This is a genomic window from Lactobacillus delbrueckii subsp. bulgaricus, from assembly GCF_046938665.1.
Taxonomy (GTDB): domain Bacteria; phylum Bacillota; class Bacilli; order Lactobacillales; family Lactobacillaceae; genus Lactobacillus; species Lactobacillus delbrueckii_C.
In genome coordinates this window covers 19,828-30,839 of record NZ_JBKZCD010000025.1, presented here as the reverse complement: position 1 = coordinate 30,839, position 11,012 = coordinate 19,828, and the positions used below count along the sequence as shown (strand labels likewise).

General features: G+C 47.9%; 6 protein-coding genes and 1 other annotated feature. Of the genes, 3 read left to right on the top strand and 3 right to left on the bottom strand.

The window, feature by feature from the left end; all coding sequences use genetic code 11:
• The 3 genes from ACLUXO_RS08625 to ACLUXO_RS08615 form a co-directional block, all read right to left on the bottom strand.
• A partial coding sequence (locus ACLUXO_RS08625) for an amino acid--tRNA ligase-related protein (protein ID WP_412137207.1) occupies positions 1–822 on the bottom strand: 822 nt, incomplete at its 3' end.
• A 68-nt stretch (positions 823–890) separates the two neighbouring features.
• Positions 891–1,907: an aspartate--ammonia ligase gene (gene asnA / locus ACLUXO_RS08620; protein WP_412137206.1), complete on the bottom strand. Its 1,017-nt coding sequence runs from the start codon at positions 1,905–1,907 to the stop codon at positions 891–893.
• Between the two features lie 70 nt (positions 1,908–1,977).
• Positions 1,978–2,209 (bottom strand) — a binding site (T-box leader).
• 63 nt (positions 2,210–2,272) lie between these two features.
• Complete coding sequence (locus tag ACLUXO_RS08615; protein ID WP_412137205.1) at positions 2,273–2,887, bottom strand: DedA family protein; 615 nt, start codon at positions 2,885–2,887, stop codon at positions 2,273–2,275.
• 399 nt (positions 2,888–3,286) lie between these two features.
• Here ACLUXO_RS08615 and ACLUXO_RS08610 point away from each other — a divergent pair, with 399 nt between their 5' ends.
• From ACLUXO_RS08610 to ACLUXO_RS08600, 3 genes are all read left to right on the top strand, one after another.
• Positions 3,287–3,787 (top strand): hypothetical protein, encoded by a 501-nt coding sequence (locus ACLUXO_RS08610; RefSeq protein WP_412137204.1) that lies wholly within the window; start codon positions 3,287–3,289, stop codon positions 3,785–3,787.
• An 81-nt stretch (positions 3,788–3,868) separates the two neighbouring features.
• On the top strand, positions 3,869–4,369 hold the full coding sequence (locus ACLUXO_RS08605) for a GNAT family N-acetyltransferase (RefSeq protein WP_412137203.1): 501 nt from the start codon (positions 3,869–3,871) through the stop codon (positions 4,367–4,369).
• Positions 4,370–4,820: 451 nt separating this feature from the next.
• Positions 4,821–10,919 carry a S8 family serine peptidase gene (locus ACLUXO_RS08600; protein WP_412137202.1) on the top strand — a complete coding sequence of 2,033 codons (6,099 nt, stop codon included), beginning with the start codon at positions 4,821–4,823 and terminating at the stop codon, positions 10,917–10,919.
• Positions 10,920–11,012 lie beyond the last annotated feature (93 nt).

Here is an 11,012-nt window from a genome sequence, read left to right as displayed (position 1 = left end):
CTCAGCGGCTGGACGCAGCTTGTCTAAGTCCCGGCCCAGGATGCTTAATTCGTATTCGCAGTGTTCCAAAACCTGGCCAACCACGTAAGACAGGAAGCGTTCCTGCAGGTCCAGGGATTCATCTTGCTGCATCCAGGCCATTTCCGGTTCCATCATCCAGAATTCAGTCAAGTGCCGGCGGGTCTTGGAAGCTTCCGCCCGGAAGGTTGGCCCGAAGGTAAAGATCTTGCCGAAGGCTTCTGCCCCAACTTCCCCGTAAAGCTGGCCGGATTGTGACAGGTAAGCGTCGTGGTCGAAGTAGTCGATGTGGAAGAGTTCCGTGGTTCCTTCTGGTGCTGAGTGCATCAGAAGCGGAGCGTCAAACTTTACGAAGCCTTCGTTTTCAAAGAAGTCGACCGTGGCCTTGAAGATCCGGTTTCTGATCTGCATGATGGCGAATGGCCGCCGGCTTCTCAGCCAGAGGTGACGGTGGTCCAAAAGAAAGTCGATCCCGTGTTCCTTGTTGGTGATCGGGTAGCCTTCATTGTTGGAGACAACTTCCAGGTCGCTGATCTGGATTTCGTAGCCAAAGTGGGACCGGGCGTCTTCATGGATGGTCCCGGTGAGGTAGAAGCTTGCTTCCTGGCGCAGGCCCTTGGCTGCTTCAAAAACTTCCTCACTGACATCGTTCTTGCGGACAACGCCTTGGAAGAAGGCGGTACCGTCTCTTAATTGCAGGAAGACGATCTTCCCGCTGGACCGCTTGTCGGTCAGCCAGACGTGCATTCTGACTTCTTCATCTACGTGCTTGCTTGATTCTCTGATTGAAATCAATTCTGTCATGTTTATCTCTTTACCTCGGTATTTTTGTTTAGATTGCTCTTATATTCTTCTTGCTTTAGCAGATTCTCTTACAGAAGCTGGATCTTGGCTGCCTGGCACTTTTCTACGATCTCGTCAGGCCAGATGCTGGCTTGGACTTCACCGATGTGGGCCTTGCCCAAAAGCAGCATGCAAAGTCTTGACTGGCCGATCCCGCCGCCGATGGAGTAAGGGAGGTCACCCTTTAAGAGGGCTTGGTGGAAAGGCAGATCTAACCGGTCTTCAGCACCGGCAAGCTTCAGCTGCTCTTTTAAGCGGTCTTCATCGACCCGGATACCCATGCTGGAGACTTCAAAGGCCCGCTGGAGGGGTTCGTACCAGAAGAGGAGGTCACCGTTCAAAGTCCAGTCATCGTAGTCTGGTGCCCGGAGGTCATGCGGCTTCTTGGACAGCGGGAGGGCGCCGCCGATGTGTTCCAAGAAGACTGCTCCCTTTTCCTGGCAGATCTTGTCTTCGCGCTGGCTTGGGGTTAAGGATGGCCAGCGGGCTTCCAGTTCTTCGCTGGTCACGAAGCTGATTTCTTCTGGCAGGTGGTAGGCGGCTTGCGGGTAGAGGGCACGGACGTGGTATTCCATCCCCTTGATGGTTTCAAAGATCCGCTGGACAGTTTGGCGGAGGGTTGCTTCCGTCCGTTCACTCTTGTCGATGACCTTTTCCCAGTCCCATTGGTCAACGTAAACGGAGTGGAGGTTGTCCAAAACTTCTTCGTCTTTTCTGATGGCGTTCATGTTGGTGAAGATGCCTTCACCGTGGCCGAAGCCGTAGTGCTTGAGGGCCCAGCGCTTCCACTTGGCCAGGGAATGGACGATTTGCAATTCACCTTCATCCCCGTCGTGCAGGGTAAAGGAAACCGGCTTTTCCCAGCCAGAGAGGTTGTCGTTTAAGCCGGAAGACTTCTTGACAAACATGGGAGCGGAAATTCTTTCCAGATTCATCGCGGTCCCGAATTCGGTCTGGAAGGTTTCCCGGATGTAGCGGATTGCCTTTTCCGTTTCGCGGATGGTCATTTTCGGATCGTAATCACTTGGAATAACTAATTTAGCCATATCTCTTGCCTCTGCTAAAAATCTAATACTTGTCAAAAGGGCATAAAAAGAGCCTTTCATCCCCAAAAACTACAGGGACGAAAGGCTTCTTTCCGCGGTACCACCCACCTTGTTCTAAACGAACCACTTCGAGCACCAACATGCTCTAGCAGGGTAACGTCCTGCAGGCGGCACGGCTTACTGCGACTTCAGCCGGCGATCTGGAAAAAGTGTTATTCAAAAAGCCAGGGTCTGTTGCCTTTTCACCAGCCGGCAACTCTCTGTAAGATTGTGCTTTTCTACTCGTCTTTCTCATCTTTTGACTTATTTGATTAAGTAAAATTCTAATACGGATTTAATTTTTGTCAAGATCAAGGACAAAAAAATTATTTTTTAAAGATCAAGCCCTTCTTCTTGAGCAGGTAGACAGTGGCTGCGATGGCGCAGAAGGCGATTAACACGATCAAGCTAAGGCCTTCAAATTCCTGGACTACTTGCTGGTAGGCATTGCCGGCAAAGCGGCCGGCGTAGATCAAAACAGTGTTCCAGATGGCCGTGCCCAGAATGGTGTAGAAGCTGAACCGGGCCAAAGAGAAGCGGCTCATCCCGGCTGGCAGGGAGATTAAGCTGCGGACGACTGGAATAAAGCGGCCAAAGAAAGTGGCTGCCCGGCCGTGGCTGTTAAAGTAGTTTTCCGTCTTGGCGATTTTCTCCGGGGAAAGACCAAAGCGGCGGCCCACCTTGCTATTTGCAAAACGGGAAAGGCGTTCTTGATCAAAGAAAGTGCCAACCCAGTAGAGAATTACCGCGCCGATGAAGGCGCCGATCGTGGAGGCGATGATGGCTCCCGGGACAGACAGGTTGGCTGACAGGGTCAGGAAACCGGTAAAGGTCAGGATCAATTCGGAAGGGATTGGGGGAAAAATGTTTTCAGCTGCAATCAACAAGGCAACGGCGACATAGCCATAGTTTTGAATCAGCTGCGTGATTGTCTCGTTCATGAGTTGTTATACCTCTAATCTATTCTGTCTGTATTTTCGTAAATCCAGAATAACAGAATAAAGGGCGGAAAAGGGCAGTCTGACAAGGATTTTAAGAGATAATTTGGAATTACTTTACATCCATTTAACTTTACTTTTTTAAGTTTGTAATAGAATTAATTGGGCCTAATTAATTTTTGACTTAAGAAAAAGAAGAAAGGAAATTAAGCAGATTTTATGCACAATTAAAGAGGATTGTCTGTTATAATCGTTTCAACGCATTAAGGAAATGCCTAATAGCAGCAAAGAAAAGAAGCTTACAAGCTGTTTTCTCTGATCAAAGGCGAATCTTGATGCTGGGAAAATTGAATATAATTCGTAATATACTATGTCATTAAATTTATTCAAGGAGAGGTAAATATGACTAACGTAACTATCGAACAAGCAGTTAAGGGCTATCTTGTATTCTCAGCTAAGGAAGGCAAGCTCTTCCGTGAAGGCCGCAGCTACCTGGCGGGCAAGACCTACCACAACCGCTACCTGGCTATCTACGAAAAGCTGGAAGACGCTGTTGTCAACGCCAGCCAATACCCAAGTGAAGAAGGCATCACCATCTACGAAGTAAGTGGCTGGGGCCAAGTAACTGACTTTGGCAAGTGCAAGGTTACTGAATGGCTGAAGTTGGACCAAATCGTAGCAAAGAAGGAATGGGTTGCTCTCTTGGGCAAGCAAACTAACTCAAACTACGCAAGTCTGCGGATCCTGGCAGCTAAGCTGAGCGAAGACGCAGCTGTCCTGAAGAAGCTGGCTCAAGACAAGAATCAGCAAGTGCGCAGCGCTGTTGCTGAGAACGCTAACACTCCAGCCTTGGTTTTGGCTAAGTTGGGCGTGACTGCTGAAGTTAACGCGATGGCTATCTAACAGACAATTTTAAAAAGAATAAAACGAGGCGCGTTCTCTGGATTGACAGAGGCGTGCTTTTTGCATTCAAGGAGAAGAGCATTGAAATTCGACCAGGCAAGAGCGGAAGATTTAGACAGGATCGTGGAAATTGAAAGAGCGGGCTTCAATGAGGCAGAAGCGGGCAGTCCAGCTCAGTACAAAGAGAGAATTCAGAAGTTTACCGGAAGCTTTTTGGTCGCCAGAAATTTGGAAGAAGAGGTCGTGGGCTTTATCACCGGGCCAGTCGTTGACAGTAAGTACGACTACATCGAGGACTGGATGTATGAAAAAGAGACGGAAAGTTTGTCAGGCCCTGGCGGCAACCAAATGGTCCTAACCATCGCAGTTCACCCGGATTACCGGGGGCAGGGTATTGGCAGCCAGCTTTTGGATAGATTCGCGGAAACTGCTAAGGAGATGCAGCGGGGGCGGATCGCCTTGACCTGCCTGGAAGACCGGGTGCCCTTTTACGAAAAGAATGGCTACGTCAACCACGGGCAAGCTGAGTCAGAGCATGCCGGGGAAATATGGTACAACATGATCAAAGTGATCGAAGACTAACTAAAAGGCAGTCAGCAATTGCTGACTGCTTTTTTGCTTTATAAATGAAACTTTTTAATGTAAATCTAACTTAAAAAGCTATAGCTAAAATTCGGCAATATACTTTTCTTAAATGAAAAAGCCAATGAAACTATGTTTAAATAGGGACGGTGTGATTATGATCAAAAAGTTAACACTATATCACGACTTTAGCGATACAACTTTAAGTTAGTATTTTATAGATTTTTAGCTTTATAGCCCGTTATTTTCTCGCATATTTCTGAAACAATATACTCTTTGCTTTTTGGCGTTCGGAAATTGTTTTTTCACCGTTTCTCTTAAAATTCTGCTAAAAAAGACTTAACTTTAATTTAAACTATGGTATGATTATGAAATATTGGTGAGTCAGAGCTGTGTGATTAAAGGCTTGCTAATAAAAATATTTATTTGTCTAAAGGAGTTAAGGAAACTGATGCAGAAGAAAAAATCCGCACACCATTTGAACAAAGTGGCTGAACTAGCGGCGGCACTGCTCCTGTCAGCGAGCCCACTGGCGGGAACTTTCCAGTCAGCCGCTTTTGTCCAAGCTGCCAGTCAAGAAACGGTTAGCCCACGGTCGGCTAGCCGGGCAGCATTGACTAAGTACTTGCAGCAAGAGCAGCGCTATAACGCTAAGAAGAGCTACAGCAAGTTCCAAGAGGCTGCTAAAGAGCAAAGACAGGCCTCTGGTCAAGCTGTCAGCAAGAAGAATGAGTCCTCGGTCCGGGTGATCGTCAGTCTGAACAAGTCAGCGGCATTTGATCACACCAGTAAGCCGACTGGATCAGCTGCCTCAGTGAAAAAGATTGAGCAGGCAAGTGACCAAGTCAAGGATGGTCAAGAAAAGGTTATCAAGCAGGTAGAAGAAATCACCGGCAACAAGGTCCGCCGGCAGTTCGGCTACTTGGTCAATGCTTTTTCAATCGATATGGACTTAGACGATATCGACAAGGTTAAGGATCTGCCACAGGTTAAGAATGTCACTCCTGTCAAGGTTTACCACCCAACTGATGAGAGTGCTGACCAAATGGCTCAAGTACAGGACGTTTGGCAAGAACAAAAGCTCAAGGGTGAAGGCATGGTTATCTCGATCATTGATACCGGGATCGACTCCAGCCACCAGGACCTAAAATTGGATAGTGGCGTCAGCACCGCGTTGAGTAAGAGTGATGTTGAAAGCGACAAGAGTAAGCTTGGTCACGGGAAGTATTACACGGAGAAGGTTCCTTACGGCTATAACTACGCTGATAAGAACGACCAAATCGTGGACAATGGGTCTGGCGAAATGCACGGCCAGCACGTGGCCGGGATTGCCGGGGCCAACGGCCAAGTCAAAGGTGTTGCTCCTGATGCCCAGCTTTTGGCAATGAAGGTCTTCTCCAACAATGCCAAGAATTCTGGCGCCTATGATGACGACATCATTTCCGCGATCGAAGATTCAGTTAAGCTGGGGGCCGACGTTATCAACATGAGTTTGGGCTCAGTTTCATCAGATGTCGATCCGAGTGACCCGCAGCAGCAAGCTGTAGCAAAGGCATCAGAGGCTGGCGTCATTAATGTTATCTCTGCGGGGAACTCCGGTGTTGCCGGGTCAACGGCGGATGGTAATCCGGTCAATAATACCGGGACAAGTGAACTCAGCACTGTTGGCGCTCCAGGGGTTACGCCAGATGCTCTGACGGTGGCCTCTGCTGAAAACAGCAAGGTGACCACCGACACAGTTAAAGACGAACTCGGTGGGGTTACCTTTAACTCAAATTCAGAATTGAAGGGGGCTGCACAAGTAACGACCCAGCTGGAAAGCAACTACTCTGTTTTGACGAAGAAGCTTAAGCTTGTTGACATGGGCTTAGGCGGTGCAGATGACTATACTGCTGAAAAGAAGGCTGAGGTTAAGGGACAACTTGCAGTTGTTGAACGGGGATCTTACACCTTCTCAGAGAAAGTTGCCAATGCCAAGGCAGCTGGCGCGGCAGGGATTGTTATCTACAACAACCGGGATGACGGCTTAGTTTCAATGTCACTGGACGACAAGACTTTCCCAACCTTGGGGATGTCTAAGGCAGATGGTGAAGTTCTGGCCAAGGCAGCTCAGGAAGGCAAGAGCATCAAGCTGAAATTCGGTACTGCTTTGATCGATAACTCCAGCGCGGGAAAGATGAGTGACTTTACTAGCTGGGGACCAACGCCGGAACTCGACTTCAAGCCAGAAATCACTGCTCCAGGCGGGAAGATCTACTCGCTGGCCAACGACAACAAGTACCAGCAAATGAGTGGGACTTCAATGGCTTCACCATTTGTCGCAGGTTCCGAAGCATTAATTTTGCAAGGTATCAAGAAGCAAGGCTTGAACTTGTCCGGGGAAGAATTAGTACAATTTGCTAAGAATTCAGCCATGAACACTTCCCACCCCGTCTATGATACTGAACACACCAAGGAAATCATTTCTCCCCGCCGGCAAGGGAGTGGTGAAATCAATGTTAAAGATGCCATCAACAATACGGTTGAGGTTAAGGCAGCCAACGGCAACGGGGCAGCAGCCTTGAAAGAAATTGGCCGGCAGACGACCTTTAAGCTTACCTTGACCAACTATGGCAAGAAGGCTCAGACTTACGCGGTTGACAATTATGGCGGTCCATACACCCAGGCAACCGACGCACAGAGTGGCGAAATCTATGACACTAAGATTGTTAAGGGACAGCTGACTACGGAGACGCCAAAGGTAACTGTCCAGCCTGGCGAAAGCGTGGATGTAAGCTTTACCTTGACCCTGCCATATAGTTTCCAGCGGCAAAATTTTGTCGAAGGCTATGTTGGCTTTGAAGCGGAAGACCAGTCTACGCCGAACCTGGTTCTTCCATACATGGGCTTTTTCGGCAGCTACAGTCAAGCGAGTGTCAGCGCGCCAATGCTTTATGAAGGCGGCAATTCAGATCTAATCAACACGATTCGGTCCCTGGTTGGCGTCATGGCTTCTAACAACGATGATATTCTCGGTTACACTGGCTATGATGGTGATGATTACAGTAAGTATACTGATCCTGATCTGATCGCGATTTCACCAAATGGCGATGGCAGCCGGGACTACGCATATCCTGTTCTCTTCTTTGACCGGAACTACAAGGAATACACGGAAACGATTACTGATGCTCAAGGAAACAAAGTTAAGAGCTTGGGCGCTGGCAAGGAAGGAACCAAGGACTACTACAGTTCTTCAAGCGGTAAGTGGACCAGTCACTCCCTGGACAAGTGGGATGGCACTGACGCGGACGGCCAAGTCGTTAAGGATGGGCAATACATCTACAAGGTTGAATTTACCCCAGCAACTGGCGGCAGCAAGCAGGAATTGAACATCCCTGTCAAGGTTGATACCCAAGCGCCAGAAGTGAGTGACTTGCAGGTTACCAAAGATGGCAAGCTCCGTTTGAAGGCTAAGGATTCTGGCAGTGGCCTTGACATGACAATGTTTGTTGCGGCAGTAAATGGTGAAAAGCAGAAGCTGGCCCTGGCTCCGGTTAAGGGAGAAAGTGATGTTTACGAGTCAACGACTGCCTTGACTGGACTTAAGGACGGCAAGAACCAAGTAGAAACTGTTTTGGCTGACTATGCCGGCAATGTTGGCTATGCTGCAACTTTCTCCAGTCAAAATAACGATGCTGATAACAAGCTTCTTCTCTTTAACTTAGCTGACGGTCAAAAGATCACTAGTCAAAGCCCGGCTTACGATCAAGAGAAAGAAACTTATACTGTAACTGGTACTTACAAGAAGAATGCCAAGCTTAAGTTTAATGATGTCGAGGCAGAGAGCGATGAAGATGGCTACTTTGAAGTTAAGCTGCCAGTCAAGGATGGACAAAACCAGCTTTTGATCAAGGACGGGGACCAAACCCTTGAAGCAGTCAACTTCACTGTTAAGGCTGAAGGACCGAAAGTCAGCCTTGACGAAGAAAGCTCAGGCCGGATTTTGGCTAAGGAAGATTCCTATACTTTATCCGGGACGGTATCTGGCCTTGGCGAAAGCGGCAAACTTGAACTGACAAACTTGTCTGACAAGAGCAAGACTAAGTTAACGGTTGACCAGGACGGCAAGTTCTCACAAAAGGTTGACTTGAACTACGGTGACAATCCTTTTGAACTGACGGCAACTGATGCGGATGGCAATGTTACAAAGAAGGACGTAACGATTTTCACCGCTAGAAGTTACACTTACAACAAGGACATGCTGACTTTTGACAATATCGCCAGCGATCTGACGGTTATTGGCAAGACGACGCCGGGTTACGATGAGAAAGACAACAGCTTTACGGTAACTGGTAAGCTGGCCTACCCAGTCGCCCGCTTCCAGTTAAACGGGGATGATGTTAAGTACGACCCAGATACTTTGAAGTTCAGCTACACGATCAAAGACTTAAAGAACGGCAACCATTCATTGACTGCTTTGGTGCAAGATCCGCGGCTTAATGACGGCAAGCCAGTCGTCGAATGGGGCTACAAGCTTTGGGTTGACTTAACAGCGCCAAGCCTGCAATTAGAAGGGATGTCCTTAGGCGAGGATGGCCAGTTGGCTGTCTACACCAACAAGGATGTTTACGATCTTAAGGCAACGATCAATGACAACTTGAGCGGATACAGCCTGCAAGTTGGCAGCGATACAGCCTACCAAGACAAGACTTACGAGGTCTTTAACGATGACTTCTTTAAGAACAGGGATGCAGTCAAGGTCAGCTACCCGATCAAGGCTGAGAAAGACGGATCCCGGAAGGTCAAGGTCACTTTGACTGACGGCAGTGATAACAAGACTGAACAAGACTTTACCCTGTACAATCACCAGGCAGAGCTTGAGGCGCCGGAGGTTTCCGCATCAGAAAGCAAGAAGACCAACCAAGCTGTTCAGCTGAAGGTCGAAAATCTGTCCGATGTACAAAAGTCTGCTGGCAAGTTTAAGGCGGCTGACCTCTACTACTCAGTTGACGGCAAGACTTGGACCAAGCTGGACAAGGATACTGTACAGGTAGCCGAAAACGGGAAGGTTGAGTTCAAGTACCAAGACGTTTACGGCAATGAGTCAAAGGTTACGACTTATGAAGTCAAGAATATCGTCAAGGAAGTCGCTGCCCAGCCAGAATTGAAGCTGACTCCGGATGGGGAAGGCAAGGTCAAGGTTGAGCTTGCTTTTGACAAGCAGGATGTTGACAAGGACTTCAACCACATCAAGTACAGCCTTGATGGTGGCAAGACCTGGACTGACTACAAGGATGCCTTTACGCTGACTCACAACGGAACTGTAGAATTCAAGAGCTATGACGACGCTGGCAATGAGAGCCAAGTCTACACCAGCGTGGTCAAGGTAGAACGGAAGCTGCCCGCTCCAGATTTGACTGGCACGGTTGAAGCTGATAAGAGTGTTGAGGTTAAGGCTGGCAACGTTGAACAGGCTGAAAAGGATGCTGACGGAAAAGTAACTTTGCTCTACTCAACTGATGGTAAGGATTGGTCAAAGGTTGACGGCGAAGTTAAGCTGACTGACAGCGACCGGGCTATGTTCAAGTACCGCGACGGGGACGACAACGAATCTGCTGTTGTCGTTTACGAAGTCAAGAAGGTTGTTGAAGAAAAGACTGCCGAGTCTAAGCCGGAAAACAAGGACGATAGCAAGTCAGACAGTAACACTGACACTAAGAGCGATACCAAGTCAGATAGCAAGAATGATTCCAAGACTGATAATAAGTCTGATAACAAGGCAGAAACCAAGAGTGATGTGAAGACTGACAGCAAGGCCGATGCTAAGAGTGAAGTGAAGTCTGATACCAAGACTGACACTAAGAGCGAAGTGAAGTCAGACAGCAAGAGCGATGTCAAGTCAGACAGCAAGAGCGAAACTAAGAGCGATGTAAAGTCTGACAATAAGACTGAAGCCAAGACTGATGTGAAGACTGACAGCAAGACTGACGCTAAGAGTGATACCAAGTCAGACAACAAGGCAGATGCCAAGAGTGAAGCTAAGTCCGACAACAAGACTGACACTAAGAGTGAATCTAAGTCTGATAACAAGTCATCTGCCAAGAATAATAAGAAACCTGAGAGCAAGACGGCTTCAAAGACTAGTGCTAAGAAGAACAAGAAGGCTTCTAAGAAGGTAAGCAAGAAGACGGTTAAGAAGACTAAGACTTACAAGAAGGTCAAGTTGACTAAGTTGACTAAAGTCTACAATAAGAAGGGCAAGGTAGTTGGCAAGCTTAAGAAGAAGACTAGCGTCAAGCTTTTAAGCAAGAAGCAAAAGCTTCATGGCAAGTACTACTACCGGGTTGGCAAGAACAGATATGTTCTGGCAAGCAGCCTGCCGAAAAAGGCTAAGAAGGTTAAGCAAGTTCGCGTACGGAAGAATGCCAAGATCTATAACAAGAAAGGGAAGGTAGTTGGCCATCTGAAAAAGAAGCAGAAAGTTAAGCTATTAAGCAAGAAACAGAAGCTTCATGGTAAGTACTACTACCGGATCGGCAAGAATAAATACGTTAAGGCAAGCGTTCTTTAATTAGAGGGAGACAGGTTCCGAAAGGAACCTGTTTTTCTCGTTTTAGACAAGGTGAGAGAGCGGCTTGTTGGCTTGATGATATAATTATTTTTG